Genomic DNA, 23,610 nt, shown 5'->3' with positions numbered 1-23,610 from the left:
GCCCGGTTACATTTCGAACCCGGAAGCTAAGCCTTTCAGCGCCGATGGTACTGCAGGGGGGACCCTGTGGGAGAGTAGGACACCGCCGAACAATCTTTAGGCCGTGGTCCCTGGATTTCGATCCAGGGACCACGGCCTTTTTGCGTTCGGTGGACTTCTGATCCCCCGCACCCCCCGTACGCCGCGCAGAGGCCTGAGGGTAAGGTCAGGGCACATCGTAGACACGTTCCCCACAGGAGGCCCCCGGGTGGAGGTCCAGGAGACTCGCGTTCAGACGGACCGGGTACTCACCATCCCCAACATCCTCAGCATGGCCCGCCTGCTGGGCGTGCCGCTCTTCCTGTGGTTGATCCTTCTGCCGGAGTTCGGCGGACCGAAGGCCGACGGCTGGGCGCTGCTGGTGCTTGCGCTGAGCGGCATCAGTGACTATCTCGACGGCAAGCTGGCACGTCGCTGGAACCAGATCAGCAGCCTGGGCCGGATCCTCGACCCCGCCGCTGACAGGCTTTACATCCTTTCCACCCTCGTGGGGCTCACCTGGCGCGAGATCCTGCCGCTCTGGCTCACCGCCGCGCTATTGGCCCGGGAGCTGATGCTGCTGGTGATGGTGGTAATCCTCCGCCGGCACGGCTATCCGCCACCACAGGTGAACTTCCTCGGGAAAGCTGCAACCTTCAACTTGATGTATGCGTTCCCCTTGCTCCTCCTGAGTGACGGAGAGGGGTGGCTTGCGTCACTTGCCGAAGTTTTCGGATGGGCGTTCGCTGGATGGGGTACAACTCTGTATTGGTGGGCAGGGATTCTCTACGTGGTCCAGGTCCGCCGACTCGTCAAGGCGGATGCCGCGGCCGATTGAGCCATCTGCCCAGAGCTGCGCAGAGTCCCGCCGGCCCACTCATCAGGTAGGGCCTGCCCGGACGGGTGAAGTCGGCTAGACCGTCATCTCTTCAAGGAGGACGCTTCCGACATGAAGGCCGTCGTGATGGCTGGTGGCGAAGGAACCAGACTTCGTCCCATGACCTCGACCATGCCTAAGCCACTCCTTCCAGTGGTCAATAGGCCGATCATGGAGCATGTGCTGCGCCTGCTGAAGCGGCACGGCCTCCATGAGACTGTCGTAACCGTCCAGTTTCTCGCCTCCCTCGTCAAGAACTACTTCGGTGACGGCGAAGAGCTGGGGATGGAGCTGACCTATGCAAACGAGGAGAAGCCACTCGGCACTGCCGGGAGCGTGAAGAACGCCGAGGAGGCGTTGAAGGACGACACCTTCCTCGTCATCTCCGGTGATGCCCTCACCGACTTCGACCTGACCGACCTCATCTCCTTCCACAAGGAGAAAGGCGGGCTCGTCACGGTATGCCTTACCCGGGTACCCAATCCGCTGGAATTCGGCATCACCATCGTGGACGAGCACGGAAAGGTCGAGCGCTTCCTGGAGAAGCCGACCTGGGGACAGGTCTTCTCGGACACTGTGAACACCGGGATCTACGTCATGGAGCCCGAGGTCTTCGACTATGTCGAGCCCGACGTTCCGGTGGACTGGTCCGGTGACGTCTTCCCCCAGCTCATGAAGGAAGGCAAGCCGATCTACGGCTACATTGCCGAGGGCTACTGGGAGGACGTGGGCACGCACGAGAGCTATGTGAAGGCCCAGGCGGACGTGCTCGAGGGCAAGGTCGACGTGGAGATCGACGGCTTCGAGATCTCGCCCGGTGTGTGGGTGGCCGAGGGAGCCGAACTGCACTCCGACGCGGTGCTTCGCGGGCCGCTGTACATCGGGGACTACGCCAAGATCGAAGCCGGCGTGGAGATCCGCGAGCATACCGTCGTCGGCTCCAACGTGGTCGTGAAGAGCGGCGCCTTCCTCCACAGAGCCGTCATCCACGACAACGTGTACATCGGGCAGCACTGCAATCTGCGCGGCTGCGTGATCGGTAAGAACACCGACATCATGCGGGCCGCCCGTGTCGAGGACGGCGCGGTCATCGGGGATGAGTGCCTGATCGGTGAAGAATCGATCGTCCAGGGCAATGTGCGGATCTACCCGTACAAGACCATCGAGGCGGGCGCCTTCGTCAAGACCTCGGTGATCTGGGAGTCGCGCGGGCAGGCGCATCTCTTCGGTGCGCGTGGCGTCTCCGGGATCCTGAATGTGGAGATCACACCCGAGCTGGCCGTGCGGCTGGCAGGTGCTTACGCCACCACGCTCAAAAAGGGCGCGACTGTGACCACCGCCCGTGACCACTCCCGCGGCGCCCGTGCACTGAAACGTGCCGTCATCTCGGCGCTGCAGGCGAGCGCCATCGACGTGCGCGACCTGGAGAACGTCCCGCTGCCCGTGGCGCGCCAGCAGACGGCACGCGGGAGCGCCGGCGGGATCATGATCCGTACGTCGCCGGGAGTACCGGACTCCGTCGACATCATGTTCTTCGACGAGCGTGGGGCGGATCTCTCCCAGGGCGGGCAGCGGAAGCTGGACCGGGTGTACGCCCGCCAGGAGTACCGGCGGGCGTTCCCGGGTGAGATCGGGGACCTGTCCTTCCCGGCCAGCGTCTTCGACTCCTACACCGGGTCACTGCTGCGCAACGTCGACACGACCGGGATCGCCGATGCGGGCCTCAAGGTCGTGGTCGACGCGTCGAACGGCAGCGCCGGCCTCGTTCTGCCGAGCCTGCTGGGCCGACTCGGGGTGGACGCCCTCACCATCAATCCCGGTCTCGACGAGTCCAGGCCGACCGAGACCACCGAAGCGCGTCGCAAGGGGCTCGTGCGCCTCGGGGAGATCGTGGCGTCGGCGAGAGCCGCCTTCGGCGTGCGTTTCGACACCGTCGGTGAACGTCTGTCCCTCGTCGACGAGCACGGACGCATCATCGAGGACGACCGGGCCCTGCTCGTGATGCTCGACCTCGTGGCCGCGGAGCGCCGCAGCGGCCGGGTGGCCCTTCCGGTGACGACGACACGGATCGCCGAGCAGGTCGCTGCGTACCACGGCACACAGGTCGAATGGACGACGACGTCGCCCGACGATCTGACCCGGGTCTGCCGCGAGGAATCCACCATCTTCGGTGGCGACGGCCGCGGCGGTTTCATCATTCCCGAGTTCAGCAGTGTCTTCGACGGCACGGCCGCCTTCACGAGGCTGCTCGGGTTGGTGGCGCGTACGCAGCTCACGTTGAGCCAGATCGATGCCCGGATCCCGCGGGCGCACGTGCTCCGTCGCGACGTGCAGACGCCCTGGGCGGTGAAGGGGCTGGTGATGCGGCGGGTCGTCGAGGCGGCACGCGACCGCACCATCGACACGACCGACGGCGTGCGGGTGGTCGAGCCCGACGGTCGTTGGGTGCTGGTGCTGCCCGACCCCGCAGAGGCGGTCACTCATCTGTGGGCTGAAGGCCCCGATGACACGTCCGCCGAGGCTCTGCTCGACGAATGGGCCGGAGTCGTGGAGAGCGCAGGTCAGACGACTGAGAGCTAGCTGAGAGCGATGTGCCGGAGGGCTGCGTGGTCTGCCTTCCGGCACATCGGTGGGGCCATTCGGCGGTAGCGATGCCGACGTGCGACGATGTGCGGCATGCCGCAGCAGCCCCCCGTTCGGAGCACCGCCTCACCGCCGCCGCGCCCCGATGCGTCCATGTCGCTGCTGACCAATGTCATGGACCACAGCCTCGACGACGGCTATGCGGAGGCGGCAGCCCGCAGGGACGCCGAGGGTGGCGGGCTGCCGAAGACGCTGCGCACCAAGCTGGGCCTGGCCGCCGGTCTCGTGCTGGCCGCCCTGGTTGTCACGTTGGGAGCCGCTCAGGCGCGGATATCGGCACCGGTGGTGGCGAAGGAGCGCGAGGAACTCATCGACCGGATCGACGCGGAGACCTCGGCGGCCGACGAGCTGGAGACGGATGTCGAGCGGCTCCGTGACGAGGTGGGGGAGCGGCAGCGCAAGGCGCTGCAGCAGCACGGCGGGGATCAGGGCGAACTCGTCGCGCTGCTCTCCGGCGCCACGGAAGTGCGCGGTCCCGGGATCAAGCTGGTCGTGGACGACGCCAAGGACACCGAGTCCGACGGCGGAGGCCCGAGGGAGAGCAGCGGTTTCTCCGACACGGGCCGGCTGCGCGACCGGGACATGCAGCGGATCGTCAACGGCCTGTGGCAGTCCGGCGCAGAGGCCGTCGCGATCAACGGGCAGCGGCTGACGGCCCTGTCCGCCGTCCGCGCTGCGGGTGACGCCATACTGGTCGACAACAAGCCGCTGGTGCCGCCGTACACGGTGCTGGCGGTGGGGGACGGGAAGAAGCTGAGCACTGCCTTCCAGGACAGCGCCGACGGCCAGTACCTGCATGCGCTGCAGGAGAACTTCGGCATCCGTACCAGCATTTCCGCCCAGGAAGAGGTGCGACTGCCTGCCGCGCCGAGCCTGATCGTACGTACCGCAGAGCCGGGGACCGCCGATGCCGGAACGGGCAGCGGACAGGGAACGGCAGAGACAGGGAAGGGCACATCGTGATCGCCGTACTGGGCCTCGTCGTGGGAGTCGTGGCGGGACTGTTGCTCCGACCCGAAGTACCGGCGGTGGTCGAGCCCTACCTGCCGATCGCCGTGGTCGCGGCCTTGGACGCGGTCTTCGGCGGGCTGCGGGCCATGCTCGACGGAATCTTCGTCGACAAGGTCTTCGTGGTCTCGTTCCTGTCGAACGTCGTGGTTGCCGCCCTGATCGTCTTCCTCGGCGACAAGCTGGGCGTCGGTGCGCAGCTGTCCACCGGCGTGGTGGTCGTGCTCGGCATCCGGATCTTCTCCAACGCGGCCGCCATCCGCCGGCACGTGTTCCGGGCGTGAGGCCGATGAGCGACCAGCAGCCGACGCGCACCGGCGAGCCGACGCGCGAGGACGAGAAGACGACGGAGAACCCGGTGACGGGGCAGGACCGGGCGGACCGGCAGAACGAGACCCACGAGTCCGACCGGCCCGAGCAGCGCGAACGGGAGAACGAGCAGGAAGAGCAGGAAGAGCAGGACGCGCAGGGCGAACAGGGCGTGCCCGGAGTCCAGGCCCAGGAGGAGCTGACCGGCCGGCAGCGGCTCATCGCGGGGCTCTGGCCGCCGCGAGTCTCCCGGGCCCAACTCATTGTCGCGCTCCTGCTGTTCGTGCTGGGCCTCGGTCTCGCCATCCAGGTCCGGTCCACGAGCGACAACAGCGCGCTGCGCGGTGCGCGCCAGGAGGATTTGGTGCGCATCCTCGATGAACTCGATGACCGCACCGCGCGTCTAGAGGATGAGAAGCAGCGTCTGGAGGATCAGCGCACCGAGCTGGAGACCAGCTCGGACCAGGCGGAAGAGGCGCGCAAGCAGACCCAGGAAAAGGAGCGTCAGCTGGGAATCCTTGCCGGTACGGTGGCGGCAGAGGGCCCGGGCATCAATCTGACCATCGACGACGGGTCCGGCGCGGTCGAGCCGGACATGCTGCTGGACGCCATCCAGGAGCTGCGTGCCGCGGGCGCCGAGGCCATCCAGGTCAATGACGTCCGTGTGGTCGCCGACTCCTACTTCTCCGGGAGCGGCGGTGACATCGAGATCGACGGCAAGAAGATCGGTGCGCCCTACCGGTTCAAGGTCATCGGCAAGCCCCAGGATCTCGAGCCTGCGCTGAACATCCCCGGTGGCGTGGTGCAGACCTTGGAGAAGGAGCAGGCCACGGCCACGGTGACCCGGTCGGAGAAGATCGTCGTGGCTGCCTTGCGACGGGCGGAACGGCCTGACTACGCTCGGTCGTCCTCCCGGTGAGGCGAGGGGCGTACGGGGTTGCCGGACATGGGCAAGAGGTTGCGGGGGGTCGACGCATCGTAAGCGTGCTGCGTGGTGGAAACTGTCCGGAAGGTACGGACGTTGTGATGATGTCCGGGTCGGCAGGTGTGTTCATTCAGGTTTCCTGCCCCACGGGCGGGTCTGTTTCGGTCAAGGGGAATCGCCCGTGAAGTTGTTTGGGAAGTTGTTCGGCAAGAGCGCACGCGAGGACAGCGGCTCCGCCCGTCATCGCGCACCGCGCCACGGCGAGGAGGCGGAGCAGCAGGCCGGCGAGCGGCCGCTCTTCCGGGACGAGGTCGCCGGGCAGGGCGGTGACATTCCTGGCGGCCAGGGCGCGTCTGCTGTTGACCCTGCGGGTCCCGGCCGCATAGGTTTCGGAGAACCGTCAACCTCAAGTACGGGTGGAGGGTTTGCCTCCGATCCGTACGCGTCCCAGGCCCCCGCGGGGCAGCCGCGGCAGGAGGATCCGTCCATGCCGGTATGTACGCGATGCGGGCACCGCAACCCCGAGACCAGCCGTTTCTGTTCCAACTGTGGAGCGCCGCTGCGTCCCGGGGCGCAGGCGGAGCGTGCCTCGGAGACGACCTCGACCATCTCGATCTCGGGCCTGGAAGCCTATGACGCCGAGATGACGGGCCAGACCGCCGTTCCTTCGCTCTCTCCGGAGGCGCAGGCCGCCGTCGACGCGCTGCCGCTCGGCTCGGCGCTGCTCGTGGTGCGCCGGGGGCCGAACTCCGGCAGCCGGTTCCTTCTGGACGGTGAGCTGACCACGGCGGGCCGCCATCCGCAGAGCGACATCTTCCTCGACGACTTCACGGTGTCCCGGCGCCACGTGGAGTTCCGCAGGGCGCCCGACGGGAGCTTCACCGTCACGGATGTCGGCAGCCTGAACGGTACCTACGTCAACCGGGAGCCGATCGATTCGGTCCAGCTGTCGAACGGTGACGAGGTCCAGATCGGAAAGTACCGGCTGGTCTTCTACTCGAGCCAGCGGGGCGTGTGACCCTTCAGGGAAGGTCCATGCTGCGAACAACACCGACCGGCGGTGCCGGGCGTGGCACCGCCGGTGGCGACCGGCTGGTCAGCATCGGCTCGGTGCTGAACCAGCTGCGTGACGAGTTCCCCGAGGTCACGATCTCCAAGATCCGTTTCCTGGAGGCGGAGGGGCTGGTCGAGCCGCGGCGCACCCCCTCCGGCTACCGGAAATTCAGCCCGGAGGACGTCGAGCGGCTGGCCCAGGTGCTCCGTATGCAGCGGGATCACTATCTTCCTCTGAAGGTCATCCGGGAGCATCTCGACGCCCAGGCCCGGGGCGAGGAGCTTCCGCTGCGGCCCCAGGGCACGCCGGGGGATCCGGATGCCCCTGGAGCGGAAGCCGGACCGGACCGGCCCACGGCGTCGCGGGTGGGTCGCTCCGTACTGCTGGAAGCCGCCGAGGTGACCGAGGCGGAGCTGGATGCCTGGGAGTCGTACGGGCTCATCACTCCGGCGGCGGACGGCGATTACGACGTCGAGTCGGTGACCGTGGCCAAACTCGTGGCGCACATGGGCCGTTTCGGTCTGGAGCCCCGGCATCTGCGGGCCATGAAGGCGGCCGCGGACCGCGAGGCCGGACTGGTCGAACAGGTGGTCGCCCCGCTGAGGCGACACCGTAATCCGCAGACCAGAGCGCATGCCGAGGCGACCACGAAGGAACTTGCGGATCTTTCCGTCCGCCTCCACGCGGCCCTTGTGCAGACCGCGCTGGGCGTCCGGTTGCGCTGATCTCCGGCCCCTCTTGCGCTGATCTTGGGGCAGCCCGACTACCCAAACCTGCCGGGCACGTCCTAGGGTTGCTGTGTGAACGAGCTCGACGTTGTGGGTGTCCGGGTGGAAATGCCCTCCAACCAGCCGATCGTGCTCCTGCGTGAAGTGGGAGGTGACCGGTACCTCCCCATCTGGATCGGACCCGGGGAGGCGACCGCGATCGCCTTCGCACAGCAGGGCATGGCCCCCGCCAGGCCGCTGACCCACGATCTGTTCAAGGACGTGCTGGAGGCTGTCGGGCAGGAGCTCACCGAAGTCCGCATCACGGACCTGCGGGAAGGTGTGTTCTACGCCGAGCTGGTCTTCGCCAGCGGCGTCGAGGTGAGTGCCCGGCCGTCCGACGCCATAGCCCTCGCGCTGCGCACCGGCACGCCCATCTACGGCAGCGACGGGGTGCTGGACGACGCGGGTATCGCGATCCCGGACGAGCAGGAGGACGAGGTGGAGAAGTTCCGCGAGTTCCTCGACCAGATCTCGCCCGAGGACTTCGGCTCCAGCAGTCAGTGACCCTCTGGTCCCCGACCCGTCGGCTGAACCGACGCATTCGGTGAGCCGTTCCCTGCATCTGGGTGCGGAAAACCACTCTCAGGGTGATTATCACTCGGCGTGCCGAGTGTGGCGATCGTTGACGCACCCCGGGCGACTCCCTACCGTCGAGGTGGCAGGTCAAGGACGGAGGTCGGCGTGAGAAGCAGCGGCGACGGTACGGCAGGCGATTCCCTCGAAGTGCATCCGGGACACGGTGGGCCGTATCCGCTTCACATGAGTTCGACAGCCGACTCCTCGACCGAGGCCGTCGGCTACCGGGGACCGACCGCGTGCGCCGCGGCGGGCATCACCTACCGACAGCTCGACTACTGGGCACGCACCGGCCTCGTGGAGCCGAGCGTGCGCCCTGCGTACGGATCCGGCACCCAGCGGCTGTACAGCTTCCGGGACGTCGTGGTCCTCAAGATCGTGAAGCGTTTCCTGGACACGGGTGTCGCACTTCAGAACATCAGGACGGCAGTGCAGCATCTGCGGACCCGCGGGTTCTCGGATCTGGACCGGCTGACGCTGATGAGCGACGGGGCCACCGTCTACGAGTGCTCCTCGCCCGACGAGGTCGTGGATCTGCTGCAGGGCGGCCAGGGAGTCTTCGGCATCGCCGTGGGTGTGGTGTGGCGGGACGTGGAAGCCGCCCTGTCCCAGCTGCACGGCGAGCGCGTCGACACCGGCGAGACACTCGTCGGGCACAATCCGGCGGACGAACTGGCAAGACGCCGTCGCGACCGGGCCGTCTGAGCGCTCGGCCGCCCTCGTTCCCTCGCTCGATCCGCGCACGTGACGTTCTGCCGACGGACCTGCGGCAGGTCGTACCCGTGTGCGGGCCGATTGTCAGTGGCGTACGGCAGCATCTGAGACGTGAGATCCGCCCCGACGATTCTGCATCTGGACATGGATGCGTTCTTCGCTGCCGCCGAGCAGGCCGCGAAGCCCAGTCTGCGCGGCAAGCCGGTGGTGGTCGGCGGTCTGGGGCCGCGCGGAGTCGTGGCGACGGCGTCGTACGAGGCCAGGCGGTTCGGGGTGCACTCGGCCATGCCGATGGCCCAGGCACGGAGGCTCTGCCCGAACGCCGCGTACCTGGTCCCGCGGTTCTCGCTCTACCGCTCGGTCAGCAACCAGGTGATGGAGCTGCTCGGGCGATTGTCCCCGCTCGTGGAGCCGCTGAGCCTGGACGAGGCCTTCGTCGACCTGGAGGCGGGTGGGGCGGCGAGTGACGCACGGTCGGCGCGGGAGGCCGGTGAGCGGCTACGGAGGGACATTCTGGCGGTCACCGGACTGACGGGGTCGGTGGGCCTGGCCGGGTCGAAGATGCTGGCGAAGATCGCCTCGGAGCAGGCGAAGCCGGACGGACTTGTGCTGATCGAGCCCGGAACGGAGCGGGACCTGCTCGGGCCGATGCCGGTGCGGACGCTGCCGGGGGTGGGGCCCGCGACCGGGGAGCATCTGCGGCGGGCGGGAATGACCACGGTCGCCGACCTGGCGGAGGCCGGTGAGGACGAGCTCGTACGGCTGCTCGGGAAGTCTCACGGGTCGGCGCTGTTCCGGATGGCGACGGGACATGACGACCGGCCTGTCGTCGCCGAGCGTGACGCCAAGTCGGTGTCGGTCGAGGACACCTTCGACGTGGACCTGCACGACCGGGTGCGGATCAGGGTGGAGGTGGAGCGGCTCGCCGAGCGGTGTGTGCAGCGACTGCGCGGGTCGAGGCACTCGGGGCGGACCATCGTTTTGAAGGTACGGCGCTTCGACTTCTCGACGCTGACCCGGTCGGAGACACTGCGTGGGCCGACCGATGATCCGGCAGTGGTCCGGGAGGCAGCCGGCCGGCTTCTGGAGTCGGTGGACACCACGGGCGGGGTCCGTCTGCTGGGCGTGGGTGTGACCGGCCTCGCCGACTACACCCAGGAAGATCTGTTCGCACAGGCCGCCGCCGGGGAGAAGAGCGCCGGCGAGGGCCACGGAAGCCCCGAGCGCGCCCACGCGGCCGAGGAGCCGGAGCCGCCGGAGCCGGAGCCGGCCGTCGAGCGGCGCTGGTCGGCCGGACACGATGTGAGGCACGAGCGGTACGGGGCGGGCTGGGTGCAGGGCAGCGGGCTCGGGCGGGTCACGGTCCGCTTCGAGGAGCCCTGGTCGGCCGTGCCGGGGAGGGTGCGCACGTTCCTGGTGGACGATCCCGAGCTCGAGCCGTCGGAGCCGCTGCCGCTCGTCGGACGGGACCGGGAACAGCCTCCGGACGAGTCGCCGCCGGATCCCCCGTCATCACGGGAGTAGTAGGAGCCGGACCGTCGCATCGGACGTCTTCGCCGGATCAGTGGTCAGCGGCGCGTCAGTCGTCGTGGCCTGCGAGCCGTCCGAAGTCGCGGTCGCCCGTGGACCCCGGGGACGAGTCAGGTCCGTCGGAGGCGGCCGGCGGTGAGGGAGCCGGCTTCTCCGGGGGAGCGGGCAGTTCGAGACCGTAGTGGTGGTACAGCTGGAGTTCCTGCTGGGGGGAGAGATGCCTGCCGACACCGAAATCCGGGGCGTCCTTGATCAGAGCCCGCTCGAACGGGATGTGGAGGCCGTCGCCCGCCACCTCACTGGGCTCCAGGGGCACGAACGCGTCCCTGCTGAACAGCCCTGTGCGTACGGCCGCCCACTCGGGCATCCCCGTCGCGTCGTCGAGGTAGACCTCGTCCACGGTCCCGATCTTGGTGCCGTTGCGGTCGAACGCCTTGCGGCCTATCAGGCTGCGCGGATCGATATCGGTCTGCACGGTCCCTCCAATTGGTCGCACTGGCCCCGTAAGTACTACGAAAATGCACATTTGTGGGGTCGGCCACTCGACAGCTTTGGCCAATACCTCGCTGGTAGGCTGGCACACGGCTGCTGACCCCGTGCGGGAGAGTGCTCCGGTCAGGTACCGGAGACGCCGAAGGAGCAAATCCTCCCCGGAATCTCTCAGGCCCCCGTACCGCACGGACGAGGTCACTCTGGAAAGCAGGGCGGACGTCGGACGGCGTCCGCTCTCACCGACGGTGAAAACCGGAATGCCAGCGAGCGGGCGGACCGGTGAAGCTCTCAGGTTAGATGACAGAGGGGGAGGCCGTCCGGGCACCCGCGCCGTGGTGCCCCTCGCAGGTCGCGTCGACCAGGAGGCCTCACATGACCGCCAACCGCATTCCGCTCTCCCGGCTGGAGCGGGGCACCCCCTTCGAGCAGCGCCACATCGGGCCCGACGCAGGGGCCCAGGCGAAGATGCTCGCGCAGGTCGGCTACGGGTCGCTCGACGAGCTGACCGCCGCCGCCGTACCGGACGTGATCAAGAGCGCCGAGGCCCTCGGGCTGCCCGATGCCCGTACCGAGGCCGAGGTCCTGGCCGAGCTGCGCTCCCTCGCGGACCGCAACCAGGTCCTCGCCCCGATGATCGGCCTCGGCTACTACGGCACCTTCACCCCGCCGGTCATCCTGCGCAACGTCATGGAGAACCCCGCCTGGTACACGGCGTACACGCCCTACCAGCCCGAGATCTCGCAGGGCCGCCTCGAGGCACTGCTCAACTTCCAGACGATGGTCGCGGACCTGACCGGCCTGCCGACCTCCGGCGCATCGCTGCTCGACGAGGGCACCGCCGCCGCCGAGGCCATGGCGCTGGCCCGGCGCGTCGGCAAGGTCAAGGACGGCGTCTTCCTGATCGACGCCGACACCCTCCCGCAGACCATCGCCGTGATCGAGACCCGCGCCGAACCGACGGGTGTCGAGGTCGTCGTCGCGGATCTCGGCCAGGGCATCCCCGCGGAGATCGCCGAGCGCGGTGTCTTCGGCGTCCTGCTCCAGTACCCGGGTGCCTCCGGTGCCGTCCGTGAGATCAAGCCCGTCATCGAGCAGGCGCACGAGCTCGGCGCGATCGTCACCGTCGCGGCCGATCTCCTGGCGCTCACCCTTCTCACCTCCCCCGGCGCACTCGGGGCGGACATCGCCGTAGGAACCACTCAGCGCTTCGGCGTCCCGATGGGCTTCGGCGGCCCTCACGCCGGCTATATGGCCGTCCAGGCCAAGCACGCCCGCAGCCTGCCGGGCCGCCTCGTCGGCGTCTCCGTCGACGCGGACGGCAACAAGGCCTACCGCCTCGCGCTGCAGACCCGCGAGCAGCACATCCGCCGTGAGAAGGCCACCAGCAACATCTGCACCGCGCAGGTGCTGCTGGCGGTGATGGCCGGAATGTACGCCGTCTACCACGGTCCCGAGGGGCTGAGGACGATCGCGCGCCGCACGCACCGGTACGCCGCGATCCTGGCAGAGGGCCTGCGTGCGGGCGGCGTCGAGCTCGTTCACGGCACGTACTTCGACACGCTGACCGCCCGTGTTCCTGGCAAGGCGGCGGACATCGTCGCCGCTGCCCGCGAGAACGGCGTCAACCTGTACCCCGCCGACGCCGACCATGTCTCGATCTCCTGCGACGAGACCACGGGCCGTGCCCAGCTGGCCGCCGTCTGGTCCGCCTTCGGCGTCGAGGGAGACATCGAGGCGCTCGACGCGACGACGGACGACGCCCTTCCGGCCGGGCTGCTGCGGAGCGACGACGTCCTCACCCACCCGGTCTTCCACGCGCACCGCTCCGAAACCGCGATGCTGCGCTACCTGCGCAAGCTCGCCGACCGTGACTACGCGCTGGACCGCGGCATGATCCCGCTCGGCTCCTGCACGATGAAGCTGAACGCGACCACCGAGATGGAGCCGGTGACCTGGCCGGAGTTCGGCCAGATCCACCCCTTCGCCCCGGTGGAGCAGGCCGAGGGCTACCTCACGCTGATCCACGAGCTGGAGGAACGTCTCTCCGAGGTCACCGGCTACGACAAGGTGTCCATCCAGCCGAACGCCGGTTCGCAGGGTGAGCTCGCGGGCCTGCTGGCCGTGCGTGCCTACCACCGCGCCAACGGCGACGCGCAGCGCACCGTCTGCCTCATCCCGTCCTCCGCGCACGGCACCAACGCCGCCAGCGCCGTGATGGCCGGAATGAGGGTCGTTGTCGTCAAGACCGCCGACGACGGCGAGATCGACGTCAAGGACCTGCGCGCCAAGATCGAGCAGTACCGCGACGAGCTGTCCGTGCTCATGATCACGTACCCCTCGACGCACGGTGTCTTCGAGGAGCACGTCGCCGACATCTGCGCCCAGGTGCACGAGGCCGGCGGACAGGTGTACGTCGACGGCGCCAACCTCAACGCGCTGGTGGGCCTCGCCAAGCCGGGCAAGTTCGGCGGCGACGTCTCCCACCTCAACCTGCACAAGACCTTCTGCATCCCGCACGGCGGCGGCGGCCCCGGCGTCGGCCCGGTCGGCGTCCGCGAACACCTCGCCCCGTACCTCCCGAACCACCCGCTCCAGCCCACCGCGGGCCCGGAGACCGGTGTCGGCCCGATCTCGGCAGCCCCCTGGGGCTCGGCGGGCATCCTGCCGATCTCCTGGGCGTACGTACGGCTCATGGGCGGCGAGGGTCTCAAGCGCGCCACCCAGGTCGCCGTGCTCGCGGCGAACTACATCGCCAAGCGCCTCGAGCCGCACTACCCGGTCCTCTACACGGGCCCGGCCGGGCTCGTCGCGCACGAGTGCATCGTCGACCTGCGGCCGATCTCGAAGGCGACCGGCGTCAGCGTCGACGACATCGCCAAGCGGCTCATCGACTACGGCTTCCACGCGCCGACGATGTCGTTCCCGGTGGCGGGCACGCTGATGATCGAGCCCACGGAGAGCGAGGACCTCGCCGAGCTCGACCGGTTCTGCGACACGATGATCGCGATCCGTGCGGAGGTCGAGAAGGTCGCCTCCGGCGAGTGGCCCGCCGAGGACAACCCGCTGCGCAACGCCCCGCACACCGCGGCGGCGCTGGGCGGCGAGTGGGAGCACCCGTACAGCCGTGAGGAGGCGGTCTTCCCGGACGGCGTCCAGGTCGCGGACAAGTACTGGCCGCCGGTGCGCCGGATCGACGGTGCCTTCGGCGACCGCAACCTGGTCTGCTCCTGCCCGCCGCTGGACGAGTACGACAACTGACGTAGCAGCCGACACACCCCCGGGCACACGTCAGGGCCGGTTCGGAGTTCTCTCCGAGCCGGCCCTTTCCGTCCGGTTCCAGGGCACCGCGCAGAGCGGGTCCGGGACCTGCCCCGGGCGCCCGGCGCTCAGGCCGCCGTGGCCACCTGCTGCGGCCGGTGCGGGGCGATGATCTGTCCGTCAGGAAGCAGCTCACCGGTGTCCTCGAAAAGCAGCACACCGTTGCACAGCAGGCTCCAGCCCTGCTCCGGGTGGTGCGCCACGAGGCGGGCGGCCTCCCGGTCGGGAGAGTCGGCTGTGGGGCAGGGCGGCTGGTGCTGGCACATGGATGGGTTCTTTCGCTGCGGTGTGGTGAGCTTGCTGCGGCTCGATGCGGTGTTCATGGCCGCCCCCCGTATCTGTCGGTCGGTCCCAGTGTTGCCCCACGGGCGTCAATCCGCAGGGATTTCGCGGCAGCTCGTCTTACCACTTAATGACGTATCACCCGCGCGGACGGTTCAGCTCAACTGCACTGCCTGTTCGGGTGGTTTGCAGTGGCCGGACCGGGCTAGTCCGGAAGGGGCACGGCGACGCCCCGTGACCATCGGTCACGGGGCGAAGTGCCCAGTGGGCGTGACTCAGGCGGGTGAGCCGAGCAGGGGCGCCGGTGTGGCGCGCAGCGTCAGCACCGGCAGCAGATCGGCGACCCGGTGCGGCCGGTGCGCTGCGATGCCCGGTGGGGCCGGCGCGAGCGGCACCAGGAGGTCGGCGGGTGCGGGCGTGCCCCCGGACGCGTCCGCCCCGGTGTCGCCGTGCAGCCACAGTGTGAGCATGTAGAGCTCGGGCACGGACAGCAGCCGTGGCTGATAGCCGTCCGTCAGCGTCTCCGCGTGCTGCAGTGCCCGTTCGGTCGAGGCGATGTAGGGCCCCTCGAAGAAGTGCGAGAAGGCCCACCCGTCGGGGGTCAGGACCGTGTCCGCGGCGGCGACGGAACGCTCTCCGCTGCGGATCAGAAACCTCCAGCCTGCCAGCCGGGTGCGTGGCGCACGGCCCGCGCGCGGCACGACCTGGTCCAGCACATGGACGGGAAGGGGGAGTTCGGGACTCACCGTTCCGAGGACGGAACGGAGGGCGGGGGTGGGGGCCTCGCGGACTGCGGCGGGGGATCCGAGTGCTGCGAGCACGCTGCGCAGGGCAGGCGCGGGAGCCGGGGGAACATGCAGCGGCATGGTGGGTCGCCTCTCACTCAAGAGACAGGGTGATGCGAGGGCAGGTGCGGACGGCACTGTCAGCGTGGGCCAGAGGGGGCTGAAAGACCATGGCCGGGCGCCAACTCTCTGCCTCGTACGCGGAGTTTATACGACCCGTGTTCACGCAATGTTTCTGCTAGCCGTCCCCGGTATTGCGGGCAAGACTGAATCCGGTCTTTTTCGTGGGCGGTTCCTGATGATTTCCTCTGTGTGCAGAGGCGTCACCTGGGGTGTTACCCAGGCAGCGGTCGGCCGAATCTCGTCGTGGTTTTCACCACGCCTCCGGGCAGTGGTAACTGCACACTGCACCATGCCGAGTGAATGTGCCTCGCGAAAGCGGGAACCAGACTAACGTGCCGCCGTCGCCCGCGGGGCGTTATGGATCAGTAGGTGTGGGCATTATCGTCCGTGACGCGAGCGGCCGATGCCGCGGGCCGCCCACTCGAGGAAGGGTGCTCCCATGGGGGAGAAGGTCGTGGCAGGCGGGTTCGACCTGTCCGATCGGCAAAGGTACCGGCGGAAGCTCCAGCAGTGTCTGACGGGACTGGGGAGGCTACTGGCCGAGAAGAGGTTCGATCGGCCCAGGAATCTGATGGGTGTGGAGATCGAGCTGAATCTCGCCGGGGCCGACGGTCTCCCGCGGATGATGAATGCCGAAGTGCTCGACCGGATAGCCAGCCGTGATTTCCAGACCGAACTCGGAATGTTCAACCTGGAGGTCAACATAGCTCCGCACCGGTTCGCCGGGCGCGTCCTCGATCAGCTCACCGAGGAGCTGAGCGCAGGTCTGGGATATGCCCACCGCAAGTCTGCCGAGCTCGGTGCCGGCATCGTGATGATCGGAATTCTGCCGACTCTCACCCGGAATGATCTGGTCTCCGCGAATCTCTCGGACGTCGACCGTTACGTCCTCCTCAACGACCAGATCCTCGCCGCGCGCGGCGAGGACTTCACCCTCGACATCGACGGCGTCGAGCGGCTGAACTGCACGTCGGCGTCGATCGCGCCCGAAGCCGCCTGCACATCCGTGCAACTGCACCTCCAGGTGACGCCCGGTCGCTTCGCGCAGGTGTGGAACGCCGCACAGGCGATCGCCTCCGTGCAGATCGCCGTCGGCGCCAACTCTCCCTTCCTGTTCGGCAAAGAGCTCTGGCGCGAGTCCAGGCCGCCGCTGTTCCAGCAGGCGACGGACACGCGTCCGCCCGAGCTCCAGGCGCAGGGCGTACGGCCCCGGACCTGGTTCGGTGAGCGCTGGGTCGACTCGGCGTACGAGCTCTTCGAGGAGAACCTTCGCTACTTCCCCGCGCTGCTGCCGATCTGCGACGAGGAGGACCCGCTGAGGGTGCTCGACGACGGAGGCATACCGCGCCTCCAGGAACTCGTCCTGCACAACGGCACGATCTATCGCTGGAACCGGCCGGTGTACGGGCTTGCCGACGGTGTTCCGCATCTGCGCGTCGAGAACCGGGTGCTCCCCGCCGGACCGACCGTCGTCGATGTGGTGGCGAACGCGGCCTTCTACTACGGCCTGGTGCGGGCGCTTGCCGAGGAGTCACGCCCGCTATGGACCCGGATGCCGTTCGAGGTCGCCGCAGAGAACTTCGACACCGCGTGCCGCCACGGCATCGACGCCGAGCTGCTGTGGCCGCGCCCCGGCCGGGGAGGCGGCCTGACCCGCGTACCGGCCGTCAAACTCGTCAGGGACGAACTGCTTCCGCTGGCCGCGGCGGGACTCGACGCCTGGAACGTGGAGCCGGCGGACCGCGACTTCTACCTCGGGGCCATCGAAGGACGGTGCCGCCGCAAGGTGAACGGGGCGTCCTGGCAGACGGATGCCTTCCACCGGGCGATGGAGTCAGGACTGGACCGTGAGGCGGCCCTGGCGGCCGTCACCCGGCGCTACAGCGAGCTGATGCATCTGGGCGATCCCGTGCACACCTGGCCTGCCGGGTCCGTGGACTGAGGACCCGCGCGCCCGTCCGCGGGCCCTGCCCGGGTCCGCGGGGCGGGCCTTCGCCCGCGAGCCCCGCCTTCCCCGCCGAACTCCGCCGTCGTCACCGGGCCCTGCCTTCGTCCCGCGTGCCGACGTCGGGCAAGCTGTGACGGCGGCACGAGGCAACGGGAGGCAGCAGTGCAGGCGGAAGCGGGACGAATGTCCGGTTCGCTCCCCGGGGGCGAGGGGGGATTGTCGCGGAGGATCCTGCGGTCCGAGACATTGCTGGTCCTGGCGCTCTCCCTGGGGGCCAGCGCGCTGTCGTCGCTGATCAGCTTCATCGGGTCACTGACGAAGCCGGGAGGTCTCAAGGACCAGGCCGCGACGCTCAACAGCTCGTACGCCCCCGGGCGCCCCTGGCTCGATCTGGCCTGGCAGCTCTTCGGGATCGCCACGGCACTCGTTCCCGTCGCGCTGGTCGCCCACCTCCTGCTGCGGGAGGGCGCGGGCGGGCTCCGGGCCATCGGCTTCGACCGCACCAGGCCCTGGCCCGACCTTGGGCGAGGCGCGCTGGTGGCGGCGGGCATCGGCAGTGCCGGGCTCGCCTTCTACCTGATCGCCAGGGCCGCCGGTTTCAATCTCACCGTCGTGCCGGAGGCACTGCCCGACGTGTGGTGGAAATACCCGGTGCTGATCCTCTCCGCGGTGCAGAACTCCGTGGTCGAGGAGGTGATCGTCGTGGGGTATCTGCTGCGCAGGCTCGGGCAGTTGGGCTGGACCCCGGTGGCGGCGCTCGCGGCCAGCTCGGTGCTGCGCGGCTCGTACCACCTCTATCAGGGCATCGGCGGCTTCGTCGGCAACATGGTGATGGGCGTGGTCTTCGTGCTGCTCTACCGGCGGTGGGGCCGGGTCGGCCCGCTCGTCGTCGCTCATGCGCTGCTCGACATCGTGGCCTTCGTCGGATACGGCCTGTTGGCGGGGAAGGTGAGCTGGCTGCCGACCGTGTGAGCCGGCCCGGTCCGCCGCGAGGGGCACACGGCAGCCGCTGCCGTGTGCCCCTCGCGTTTCACGGCTTGGCGTGCAGCTCGCCGTCGACGACGGTCACGGCACGTCCGGTGAGCAGCACGCGGTCGCCGCGCAGAGTAGTGCGTACGACACCCGAGCGGGCGGAGGCCTGGAGTCCCGTCAGCTCGTCGCGCCCCAGCCGGGCGGACCAGAACGGGGCGAGGGCCGTGTGGGCGCTGCCGGTGACCGGGTCCTCGTCGATGCCGACGTTGGGGAAGAAGCAGCGCGAGACGAAGTCGTAGCCGCAGTCCGGGTCGTCGGCCGGGGCGGTGGCGATGATGCCGCGCCTGGAGTGCATGGCCAGGGCGGGGATGTCGGGCGCCAGGCCGCGTACGGTCGCCTCGTCCGCCAGCTCGACCAGCAGATCGCCGATGTGCGGGCCGGTGTCGGTGGCCGAGAGCACGCCGACGCCCAGCGCCTTGGCGACTCCGAACGGGACGTCCGCGCGGTGAAGCGGTGCGACCGGGAAGTCGAGCGTGATCGAACCGTCCCCGTGGGCCGCCGCCGAGAGGATCCCGCAGCGCGCGGCGAAGCGCACTGTTCCGTTCGCCTCCCCGATGGTGCTCAGCACATGGGCCGTGGCGAGCGTGGCGTGACCGCACATGTCGACCTCCGCGGCGGGGGTGAACCAGCGCAGCGCCCAGTCGGCGTCGCCGTCCCCGGGGAGGCGGTGGGCGAAGGCGGTCTCGGAGAGGTTCACCTCCCTCGCCACGTCCTGGAGCCAGCTGTCGTCGGGGAAGGCCGGGGTGTCCAGCAGGAGCACCCCCGCGGGGTTTCCGGCGAAGGGGCGGTCGGTGAAGGCGTCCACGATTCGAATCCGCATGCCGATGACGGTAGAGGTCCGGCAAAGCGGCAGGCCAAGGCCAATCTCCGGGATGTGGCCCCGTCGGTGTTTGTCAAACGAAGTATTCCGATATATCGTTGACGCATCGCGACAGGTCAACGATGGAAGGAGCGTAGCAATGCGTTCACATGGACACGGCAACTGCGGGCCAGGCCATCAGGGCCGGGGTGACTTCGAAGGGCGGCGTGCTGCCTTCGGTCCCTTCGGGCCGGGGTTCGGCGGGCCTCCGTGGGCCGGCGGACGTGGTCGTGGCGGCGGCAGGGGGAGGGCGCGGCGCGGTGATGTGCGTGCCTCGATCCTGGCGCTGCTGAAGGACCGGCCGATGCACGGTTACGAGATGATCCAGGAGATCGGCGAGCGCAGCGGCGGGGCGTGGAAGCCCAGCCCCGGCTCGGTCTATCCCACGCTCCAGCTGCTGGAGGACGAGGGGCTGATCGCCAGTGAGAGTGACGGCGGCAAGAAGCTGTTCACGCTCACCGACGCGGGGCGCGCGGAGGCCGACTCGGTGTCGGACGCCCCCTGGGAGGAGGTCGGACGCGGCATCGACTGGGATGCCATGAACGAGATCCGGCAGGCCGGCTTCGGTCTGATGGAGGCGTTCAGCCAGGTCTGGAAGACCGGTACCCCCGATCAGCGCCAGAAAGCCATCTCCGTCATCAACGACGCCCGCAAGAAGCTCTATCTGATCCTGGCCGACGAGCACTGACGCCCGGCGGCTCCGCTCACGCGGAACGCCGGTGGTGGCCGGCAGCGAAGGGCCCCGCTCCCCGCGGGGCCCTTCCGCTGTGAGGCGGGCTCAGGTCACGAGCCCGCCCAGCTTCCGCAGGGACTCGTTGAGCGCGGCGGTCGCCGAGTCCTTGAGCTTTCCCGCCATGAGTGACACGGCGGCGCCGGTGAACTCCCCGTCGATGCGCACCGTCGTGCCGTCGCCGTCGGGGGAGAGCGCGTAACGCGTGCCGACGTTGACGCCCATCGGCCCCTTGCCCTTGATGGCGAGGACCCGTCCGGGCTCCAGCTCGTCGACCGTCCAGATCACTTCGGCCGGAAAGCCCATCAGCTTCATGTTCTCGGCGAAGGTGGCGCCCGTCTCGAGGGTGTCCGGGCCGCCCTGCGGGAAGCTCGTGTGGGTGGCGTTCCACCGGCCGTACGAAGCGAAGTCGGTGAGCTGTGCCCAGACCCTTCCGGCCGGCGCCTCGATGCGTGCTTCCGCGCTGACCTCGGCCATACGACCACCCACCCCTTCGTGTCGGGTTCCCGGTGTCGCGGAACGTAGCCGTACGGCCTCGAACATTCAATACTGATGAGCTGTCAGGTAATCGGGGAACTCATCCGCAAGGAGGAGGGGAGCCGGAGGTCCCCAACCCCCGCAGGATGCCCGGATGCTCCCGCGCGAGGATGTGCCTACCTGGGGAGGCTGATGAGGTGGGAAGGTGCATATCCCTGTCCCGCCGGAGCCCACGCAGCCCGCAGTCGTCCGTGCCGGGGCCGGCGCGGTGCTCACCGGCGCGGTGCTGACGGGTGCAACGCTCACCGCGGAGCTGGCATCGGTCGTGGCGGGCGCGCGCCGGAGGGCGCTGAGGGACGGCGACCGCCACATCGACACCGCCCATCTGCTGCACTCCCTGGTGGAGACGGACGCCGAGGTGCGCGCCGCCTTCACCGGCGCCGGACAGCTCGCCCGGGTGCTCGGATATCTCGTCCAGCGCAGCATCGGATACGGGCTGCGCTGGCAGGGTGCCGTCGAGGATTCCGGAGTGGTCCCCGTTCATGACGCCGGCATCGCCGGCTGGTCCCCCGCCGCCTCCGCCGCCATGAAGGGCGCCCTGGAGCGGGCCGCCCGGCGCGGGGAACCGTGCGCCACCTGCCTCGATCTGCTCGGCGCCGTCGCGGCCGACCGGGATTGCCGGGCCGTCGAAGTGCTCGAGCGCGCGGGGGTCGACGGCACCTGGCTGCAGGTCCGGATCGAGGAGCTGTCTCAACAGGTGTGACAGTCGTGACGCTCCTGACGCGGCCTGTCATGATGTGCCGATGCACGCGTCTCAGGGAAGGAGCGCCGGCCTGGGTCTCGCCCTGGCGTCGGCGTTCGCATTCGGTGGTTCAGGTGTGGCGGCCAAGCCGCTCATCGAAGCGGGACTCGACCCGCTGCACGTGGTGTGGCTCAGGGTGGCCGGCGCCGCACTCGTCATGCTTCCCGTCGCCTGGCGCCATCGTGATCTGCTGATACGCAAGCCTGCGCTGCTCGCGGGCTTCGGACTGCTCGCCGTCGCGGGCGTCCAGGCGTTCTACTTCGCGGCGCTCTCCAGGATCCCCGTGGGGGTGGCGCTCCTCGTCGAATACCTCGCCCCCGCCCTGGTGCTGGCCTGGGTCCGCTTCGTCCAGCGCAGGCCGGTGACCCGGGCGGCGGCGCTCGGAGTGGTCCTCGCGGTCGGCGGGCTCGCCTGTGTCGTCGAGGTGTGGTCCGGGCTCGGCTTCGATGTGATCGGGCTGCTGCTCGCGCTGGGCGCCGCATGTTGCCAGGTCGGCTACTTCGTCCTGTCCGACCAGGGCGGCGAGGGCGACGACGCCGCGGATCCGCTCGGCGTCATCGCGTACGGACTGCTCATCGGCGCCCTGGTCCTGACCCTTGTCGCGCGCCCCTGGAACATGAACTGGCCGGTGCTGGGCGGCGTGGCGAGCATCGGCGGCACGACTGTCCCGGCGACGCTGCTGCTGGCCTGGATCGTGCTGATCGCCACCGTGGTCGCGTACGTCACCGGCGTCATCTCGGTCCGCAGGCTGTCCCCGCAGGTGGCCGGCGTGGTCGCCTGTCTCGAGGCGGTCATCGCGACCGTGCTCGCATGGGTGCTGCTGCGGGAGCACCTGTCGGCGCCGCAGATCTTCGGCGGCGCGGTGGTCCTGATCGGCGCTTTCATCGCCCAGTCGTCCACGCCGAAGGCGCCGTCGGGACCGGTGGCCGGCGCACCCGGGCCGGTCCTCCCGGCGGACCGTGAGGAGTTGTCGGCCGGCCGGGCCGCGACATAAGGTGCCGATCATGCATTCGACCGTACTTCCGCCGCCCGCCGCGTAGCGCGGGCGGCCATCCGCTGACGAAGACCGGACCCGGGGTGTCCCCGGGCGGTTCGTCGCTGCCCGCGTGCGGAGTCCAGCGGCCACCAGTCCAGTTCTTCAAGCGGCCCGCCGTGGGGATCCCCCACACCCCCCGTACGCAGACGCAAGGGGAGGGCCGCCCCGGGGATCACCCCGGACACTCAGCGCGGAGAATTCACGTGTCGAAGCCTTCCATCACAGCTGCCTCCGGCCTGCCCGTCGGACGCAGCCTCTTCTATCTCGTCGTGGCCGGTGTGGCCTGGGGGACCGCCGGGGCCGCCGCCTCGCTGGTCTTCGGGGTCAGTGATCTCGGCCCGCTCGCCCTGTCGTTCTGGCGCTGCCTGGGCGGACTGGTGCTGCTGGCCGCCGCCCTGGCACTGCGGCCCCGTCGGCACGTCGGGGAAGCCGAGCCGCGCCGACGGCGGCTGCTGCGCATCCTCGGTACGGGCATCGGTCTGACGGTGTTCCAGAGTGCGTACTTCGCGGCCGTCGAGCAGACCGGGCTGGCCGTCGGCACGGTCGTCACGCTCGGCGCGGGGCCCGTACTCATCGCCCTCGGCGCGAAGTTGACCATGGGGGAGCGGCTCGGGCGCGGCGGGATCGCCGCCGTCGGCGGGGCTCTCACCGGACTCGTCGTGCTGGTGCTCGGCGGCGACGGCGGCACGGTGCGTCCGGTCGGTGTGGCGCTGGCGGGGCTGTCGGCCGCGGGCTACGCGGCCATCACCCTGCTGACCCGTCGGCTGGGACGGGACGGCGGAGGCGGCGACGCGCTCGCGACGACCGCCTGGACCTTCACGGTCGGGGCGGTCGGGCTGCTGCCGTTCGCGCTTGTCGAGGGACTGCTGCCGCACACCGCCGAGCCCGCCAGGGTGTTCTGGCTGCTGGTGTACGTGGCCGCTGTGCCGACGGCGCTCGCGTACGCGCTCTACTTCGCGGGCGCCGCCGTCGTCCGTGCTGCCACGGTCTCCGTGATCATGCTGCTCGAGCCCGTGAGCGCGGCGGTTCTGGCGGTGACCGCGCTGGACGAGCGGCTGACCTCGGCAACGGTGGCCGGGACGGCCCTGCTGCTGGCCGCGGTCGTGGGTCTGGCCTGGCAGGAAGCACGCCTGGCCGCGCTCGCACGCGGCGGTGCGGCGGCGGTCACCGCCTGACGGTTCAGGACGACGAGCGGGCGGGCCCACGCGATCGCGTGGGCCCGCCCCGGCGAAGCGCCACCCCCGGTCGCGTATACCGAGCAGGCCCCGCCCCGGGCTGTGCCCGGCTAGGCTCCCCGGCTCG

The 23,610-nt window shown here is 69.4% G+C and carries 22 protein-coding genes, 1 rRNA gene and 1 riboswitch; of the genes, 18 read left to right on the top strand and 5 right to left on the bottom strand.

The window, feature by feature from the left end; all coding sequences use genetic code 11:
• The 11 genes from rrf to ACFU5O_RS24590 all read left to right on the top strand — a co-directional run.
• Positions 1 to 91 (top strand): 5S ribosomal RNA (gene rrf, locus ACFU5O_RS24640); the annotation flags it as partial.
• A gap of 156 nt (positions 92 to 247) precedes the next feature.
• Positions 248 to 856, top strand: coding sequence for a CDP-alcohol phosphatidyltransferase family protein (locus tag ACFU5O_RS24635; RefSeq protein ID WP_384243910.1), 609 nt, complete (start codon positions 248 to 250; stop codon positions 854 to 856).
• 111 nt (positions 857 to 967) lie between these two features.
• The gene (locus tag ACFU5O_RS24630; RefSeq protein ID WP_384243908.1) at positions 968 to 3,475 is read left to right on the top strand and encodes a sugar phosphate nucleotidyltransferase; all 2,508 of its coding nucleotides are present in this window, start codon (positions 968 to 970) and stop codon (positions 3,473 to 3,475) included.
• A gap of 96 nt (positions 3,476 to 3,571) precedes the next feature.
• Entirely contained in the window at positions 3,572 to 4,501 is a 930-nt protein-coding gene (locus ACFU5O_RS24625) for a DUF881 domain-containing protein (protein ID WP_384243907.1), read from the top strand.
• Positions 4,498 to 4,830 carry a small basic family protein gene (locus tag ACFU5O_RS24620; protein WP_242332811.1) on the top strand — a complete coding sequence of 111 codons (333 nt, stop codon included), beginning with the start codon at positions 4,498 to 4,500 and terminating at the stop codon, positions 4,828 to 4,830. Before ACFU5O_RS24625 ends, ACFU5O_RS24620 begins: the two co-directional genes overlap by 4 nt.
• Before the next feature lie 5 nt (positions 4,831 to 4,835).
• Positions 4,836 to 5,774 carry a DUF881 domain-containing protein gene (locus ACFU5O_RS24615; protein ID WP_384243906.1) on the top strand — a complete coding sequence of 313 codons (939 nt, stop codon included), beginning with the start codon at positions 4,836 to 4,838 and terminating at the stop codon, positions 5,772 to 5,774.
• An 82-nt stretch (positions 5,775 to 5,856) separates the two neighbouring features.
• Entirely contained in the window at positions 5,857 to 6,798 is a 942-nt protein-coding gene (locus tag ACFU5O_RS24610) for an FHA domain-containing protein (protein WP_384243929.1), read from the top strand.
• A gap of 17 nt (positions 6,799 to 6,815) precedes the next feature.
• On the top strand, positions 6,816 to 7,559 hold the full coding sequence (locus ACFU5O_RS24605; protein ID WP_384243905.1) for a MerR family transcriptional regulator: 744 nt from the start codon (positions 6,816 to 6,818) through the stop codon (positions 7,557 to 7,559).
• Positions 7,560 to 7,634: 75 nt separating this feature from the next.
• Positions 7,635 to 8,108, top strand: a complete 474-nt coding sequence (locus ACFU5O_RS24600) for a bifunctional nuclease family protein (RefSeq protein ID WP_026281837.1) — start codon at positions 7,635 to 7,637, stop codon at positions 8,106 to 8,108.
• Between the two features lie 255 nt (positions 8,109 to 8,363).
• Positions 8,364 to 8,885 (top strand): MerR family transcriptional regulator, encoded by a 522-nt coding sequence (locus ACFU5O_RS24595; protein ID WP_384243903.1) that lies wholly within the window; start codon positions 8,364 to 8,366, stop codon positions 8,883 to 8,885.
• A gap of 120 nt (positions 8,886 to 9,005) precedes the next feature.
• Positions 9,006 to 10,418: a DNA polymerase IV gene (locus ACFU5O_RS24590; protein WP_384243902.1), complete on the top strand. Its 1,413-nt coding sequence runs from the start codon at positions 9,006 to 9,008 to the stop codon at positions 10,416 to 10,418.
• Between the two features lie 55 nt (positions 10,419 to 10,473).
• Here the strand turns inward: ACFU5O_RS24590 and ACFU5O_RS24585 are convergent, their stop codons facing one another.
• Positions 10,474 to 10,911, bottom strand: coding sequence for a PRC-barrel domain-containing protein (locus ACFU5O_RS24585; RefSeq protein ID WP_384243928.1), 438 nt, complete (start codon positions 10,909 to 10,911; stop codon positions 10,474 to 10,476).
• A gap of 102 nt (positions 10,912 to 11,013) precedes the next feature.
• A riboswitch (glycine riboswitch) is annotated at positions 11,014 to 11,110 on the top strand.
• Between the two features lie 178 nt (positions 11,111 to 11,288).
• On the opposite strand from ACFU5O_RS24585, the gene gcvP reads away from it, so the two are divergent.
• On the top strand, positions 11,289 to 14,174 hold the full coding sequence (gene gcvP, locus ACFU5O_RS24580; protein WP_384243901.1) for an aminomethyl-transferring glycine dehydrogenase: 2,886 nt from the start codon (positions 11,289 to 11,291) through the stop codon (positions 14,172 to 14,174).
• Positions 14,175 to 14,302: 128 nt separating this feature from the next.
• On the opposite strand, the gene ACFU5O_RS24575 is transcribed toward gcvP, so the two are convergent.
• Together ACFU5O_RS24575 and ACFU5O_RS24570 are read right to left on the bottom strand one after the other, a co-directional pair.
• Positions 14,303 to 14,500, bottom strand: a complete 198-nt coding sequence (locus ACFU5O_RS24575) for a DUF5999 family protein (protein ID WP_384243926.1) — start codon at positions 14,498 to 14,500, stop codon at positions 14,303 to 14,305.
• A 291-nt stretch (positions 14,501 to 14,791) separates the two neighbouring features.
• The gene (locus tag ACFU5O_RS24570) at positions 14,792 to 15,382 is read right to left on the bottom strand and encodes a hypothetical protein (RefSeq protein WP_384243899.1); all 591 of its coding nucleotides are present in this window, start codon (positions 15,380 to 15,382) and stop codon (positions 14,792 to 14,794) included.
• 481 nt (positions 15,383 to 15,863) lie between these two features.
• Here ACFU5O_RS24570 and ACFU5O_RS24565 point away from each other — a divergent pair, with 481 nt between their 5' ends.
• Positions 15,864 to 17,366, top strand: a complete 1,503-nt coding sequence (locus ACFU5O_RS24565) for a glutamate-cysteine ligase family protein (RefSeq protein ID WP_384243898.1) — start codon at positions 15,864 to 15,866, stop codon at positions 17,364 to 17,366.
• A gap of 189 nt (positions 17,367 to 17,555) precedes the next feature.
• Positions 17,556 to 18,344 carry a CPBP family intramembrane glutamic endopeptidase gene (locus ACFU5O_RS24560; RefSeq protein WP_384243897.1) on the top strand — a complete coding sequence of 263 codons (789 nt, stop codon included), beginning with the start codon at positions 17,556 to 17,558 and terminating at the stop codon, positions 18,342 to 18,344.
• A 58-nt stretch (positions 18,345 to 18,402) separates the two neighbouring features.
• On the opposite strand, the gene ACFU5O_RS24555 is transcribed toward ACFU5O_RS24560, so the two are convergent.
• Complete coding sequence (locus tag ACFU5O_RS24555) at positions 18,403 to 19,224, bottom strand: PhzF family phenazine biosynthesis protein (protein WP_384243895.1); 822 nt, start codon at positions 19,222 to 19,224, stop codon at positions 18,403 to 18,405.
• A 139-nt stretch (positions 19,225 to 19,363) separates the two neighbouring features.
• Here ACFU5O_RS24555 and ACFU5O_RS24550 point away from each other — a divergent pair, with 139 nt between their 5' ends.
• Positions 19,364 to 19,951, top strand: a complete 588-nt coding sequence (locus ACFU5O_RS24550; protein ID WP_384243894.1) for a PadR family transcriptional regulator — start codon at positions 19,364 to 19,366, stop codon at positions 19,949 to 19,951.
• Between the two features lie 90 nt (positions 19,952 to 20,041).
• On the opposite strand, the gene ACFU5O_RS24545 is transcribed toward ACFU5O_RS24550, so the two are convergent.
• Complete coding sequence (locus tag ACFU5O_RS24545; protein ID WP_384243893.1) at positions 20,042 to 20,470, bottom strand: SRPBCC family protein; 429 nt, start codon at positions 20,468 to 20,470, stop codon at positions 20,042 to 20,044.
• Positions 20,471 to 20,738: 268 nt separating this feature from the next.
• Between ACFU5O_RS24545 and ACFU5O_RS24540 the strand changes: the two genes are divergently transcribed.
• The 3 genes from ACFU5O_RS24540 (at position 20,739) to ACFU5O_RS24530 (ending at position 23,483) form a co-directional block, all read left to right on the top strand.
• On the top strand, positions 20,739 to 21,233 hold the full coding sequence (locus tag ACFU5O_RS24540; protein WP_384243925.1) for a Clp protease N-terminal domain-containing protein: 495 nt from the start codon (positions 20,739 to 20,741) through the stop codon (positions 21,231 to 21,233).
• 40 nt (positions 21,234 to 21,273) lie between these two features.
• The gene (locus ACFU5O_RS24535; RefSeq protein WP_384243891.1) at positions 21,274 to 22,266 is read left to right on the top strand and encodes a DMT family transporter; all 993 of its coding nucleotides are present in this window, start codon (positions 21,274 to 21,276) and stop codon (positions 22,264 to 22,266) included.
• Between the two features lie 245 nt (positions 22,267 to 22,511).
• Positions 22,512 to 23,483 (top strand): DMT family transporter, encoded by a 972-nt coding sequence (locus ACFU5O_RS24530; protein ID WP_384243890.1) that lies wholly within the window; start codon positions 22,512 to 22,514, stop codon positions 23,481 to 23,483.
• The last annotated feature ends 127 nt before the right edge of the window (positions 23,484 to 23,610 follow it).

Source organism: Streptomyces sp. NPDC057445 (assembly GCF_042802855.1).
Taxonomy (GTDB): Bacteria; Actinomycetota; Actinomycetes; order Streptomycetales; family Streptomycetaceae; genus Streptomyces.
The sequence above is the reverse complement of the archived record's forward strand: the minus strand, read 5'-3'. Positions and strand labels throughout refer to the sequence as shown.

What these genes read in the sequence shown, in the direction of transcription:
- ACFU5O_RS24630 (WP_384243908.1), top strand. Translation starts at nt 968, where the DNA reads ATGAAGGCCGTCGTGATGGCTGGTGGCGAAGGAACCAGACTTCGTCCC.
- ACFU5O_RS24615 (WP_384243906.1), top strand. Translation starts at nt 4,836, where the DNA reads ATGAGCGACCAGCAGCCGACGCGCACCGGCGAGCCGACGCGCGAGGAC.
- ACFU5O_RS24605 (WP_384243905.1), top strand. Translation starts at nt 6,816, where the DNA reads ATGCTGCGAACAACACCGACCGGCGGTGCCGGGCGTGGCACCGCCGGT.
- ACFU5O_RS24560 (WP_384243897.1), top strand. Translation starts at nt 17,556, where the DNA reads ATGTCCGGTTCGCTCCCCGGGGGCGAGGGGGGATTGTCGCGGAGGATC.
- ACFU5O_RS24625 (WP_384243907.1), top strand. Translation starts at nt 3,572, where the DNA reads ATGCCGCAGCAGCCCCCCGTTCGGAGCACCGCCTCACCGCCGCCGCGC.
- ACFU5O_RS24595 (WP_384243903.1), top strand. Translation starts at nt 8,364, where the DNA reads ATGAGTTCGACAGCCGACTCCTCGACCGAGGCCGTCGGCTACCGGGGA.
- ACFU5O_RS24545 (WP_384243893.1), bottom strand. Translation starts at nt 20,470, where the DNA reads ATGGCCGAGGTCAGCGCGGAAGCACGCATCGAGGCGCCGGCCGGAAGG.
- ACFU5O_RS24575 (WP_384243926.1), bottom strand. Translation starts at nt 14,500, where the DNA reads ATGTGCCAGCACCAGCCGCCCTGCCCCACAGCCGACTCTCCCGACCGG.
- ACFU5O_RS24565 (WP_384243898.1), top strand. Translation starts at nt 15,864, where the DNA reads ATGGGGGAGAAGGTCGTGGCAGGCGGGTTCGACCTGTCCGATCGGCAA.
- ACFU5O_RS24535 (WP_384243891.1), top strand. Translation starts at nt 21,274, where the DNA reads ATGCACGCGTCTCAGGGAAGGAGCGCCGGCCTGGGTCTCGCCCTGGCG.
- ACFU5O_RS24555 (WP_384243895.1), bottom strand. Translation starts at nt 19,224, where the DNA reads ATGCGGATTCGAATCGTGGACGCCTTCACCGACCGCCCCTTCGCCGGA.
- ACFU5O_RS24550 (WP_384243894.1), top strand. Translation starts at nt 19,364, where the DNA reads ATGCGTTCACATGGACACGGCAACTGCGGGCCAGGCCATCAGGGCCGG.
- gcvP (WP_384243901.1), top strand. Translation starts at nt 11,289, where the DNA reads ATGACCGCCAACCGCATTCCGCTCTCCCGGCTGGAGCGGGGCACCCCC.
- ACFU5O_RS24570 (WP_384243899.1), bottom strand. Translation starts at nt 15,382, where the DNA reads ATGCCGCTGCATGTTCCCCCGGCTCCCGCGCCTGCCCTGCGCAGCGTG.